The sequence below is a fragment of the Aquiflexum sp. genome, assembly GCF_041749095.1.
In the GTDB taxonomy this organism is placed as follows: domain Bacteria; phylum Bacteroidota; class Bacteroidia; order Cytophagales; family Cyclobacteriaceae; genus Aquiflexum.
The window spans coordinates 1-1,581 of sequence record NZ_JBGTCA010000047.1; the positions used below are offsets into that span (position 1 = coordinate 1).

Sequence of the window (1,581 nt, forward strand, 5' to 3'; positions counted from 1 at the left end):
CTTCTACTTACTTTGGTCTGTCCTTTCAGACCAGAGAAGTTGAAGTAATTGTAATTGAAAAATTCCTCCTTACCACCTTTGACAATCAAACCTTTCAGGAATTGAGCCAAGATGTACTGATGATGAAAAGGCAAATAAGCACCTTTGTTTTTTAACGAAAATATTAATCTGATTCTCACGGTTTTTGTTTAAAAATGAAATAAAACAATTTTTTGATTTTTAATCTATAACGACATGCAAGTACATGGGTTTCCCTCAAAAGTACAAATATTTTTTATTCTTTTGTCACACATTGAATCTAAAATGCATGATATCCCCATCCTGAACTACATATTCTTTCCCTTCAATTGCAATTTTTCCGTTTTCCCGGCAAAAAGCCTCAGTTTTATATGTTTCGTAATCAGGTAGTTTGATTACCTCGGCTTTAATAAATCCCCTTTCAAAGTCCGTATGGATCACTCCTGCAGCTTGTGGGGCTTTCCAGCCTTTTTTGATAGTCCACGCCCTGACTTCCTGTACTCCTGCTGTAAAATAGGTGATCAGATCCAATAATTTATAGGCTCCTGAGATCAGTTTGTTTAAACCGCTTTCATCCAATCCATATTCGGAAAGAAACATTTCTTTCTCTTCCGGCTCGTCCAATTCAGCAATTTGGGACTCTATCGCAGCACAAAGTACAATTACATCAGCATGTTCATCCTTTACATTTTCTTTCAGTTGGTCTACAAATTTATTTCCGGTGATAATGCTTCCTTCATCCACGTTTGCCACATACAGCACAGGCTTGATTGTCAAAAGATGAAGATCACGGACTACTTCCAACTGCTCTTTATCCACCTCAATTGCACGGGCATTTTTGCCATCCAAAAGTCCCTGCTTGAATAGCTGTAGCGCTTCAAGTTCTTTCCTAGCTTTGGCATCCCCGGATTTTGCTATTTTTTCTATCCGTGCTATTTTTTTATCCACTGATTCAAGGTCTTTGAGCTGAAGTTCTGTGTCAATGACTTCTTTGTCGAAAAGCGGATCCACACTGCCCGCAACATGGACAATATTCTCATCCTCAAAACACCTGATCACATGTATAATGGCATCAACCTCACGGATATTGGCCAAAAACTTATTTCCCAATCCCTCACCCTTACTTGCTCCTTTGACGAGGCCTGCAATATCCACAAATTCAATTACAGTCGGTACCACTTTGTTGGGTTTTACCAAAAGTTCCAGGACATTTAGCCTCTTGTCGGGAACAGTCACTACCCCGACATTGGGTTCGATGGTACAGAATGGAAAGTTGGCTGCCTCGGCACGGGCACTTGAAAGCGCATTGAATAAAGTAGATTTTCCTACGTTGGGGAGTCCAACGATACCACATTGTAAAGCCATTAATTATTCTCTTTTTAGATTTTGAAGATTTTATATTCCCTGTACCCGATATAGAATTCCATCACGGACACTCTGATAATGGTATAAACAGGGATTGCAAAGATCATCCCCAGTATACCGGCGATTTTTGCACCGGCAAAGATAACAACAAAAATTTCAAGCGGATGTGCTTTTACAGATTTCGAAAAAATCAATGGC

Annotated in this window: 2 protein-coding genes and 1 pseudogene; all 3 read right to left on the minus strand. The window is 39.5% G+C overall.

The window, feature by feature from the left end; genetic code table 11:
• A pseudogene (locus ACEW8O_RS03305) lies at positions 1-179 on the minus strand (CRISPR-associated protein Cas6); the annotation flags it as partial.
• Between the two features lie 106 nt (positions 180-285).
• Positions 286-1,383, minus strand: a complete 1,098-nt coding sequence (gene ychF, locus ACEW8O_RS03310) for a redox-regulated ATPase YchF (protein WP_373493201.1) — start codon at positions 1,381-1,383, stop codon at positions 286-288.
• Positions 1,384-1,397: 14 nt separating this feature from the next.
• Positions 1,398-1,581, minus strand: a 184-nt coding sequence (locus ACEW8O_RS03315) for an AI-2E family transporter (RefSeq protein WP_373493202.1), incomplete at its 5' end; no start/stop codon positions are given.

Excerpts from the sequence above, each read along its gene's own strand:
- ychF (WP_373493201.1), bottom strand. The coding sequence starts at position 1,383 with ATGGCTTTACAATGTGGTATCGTTGGACTCCCCAACGTAGGAAAATCT.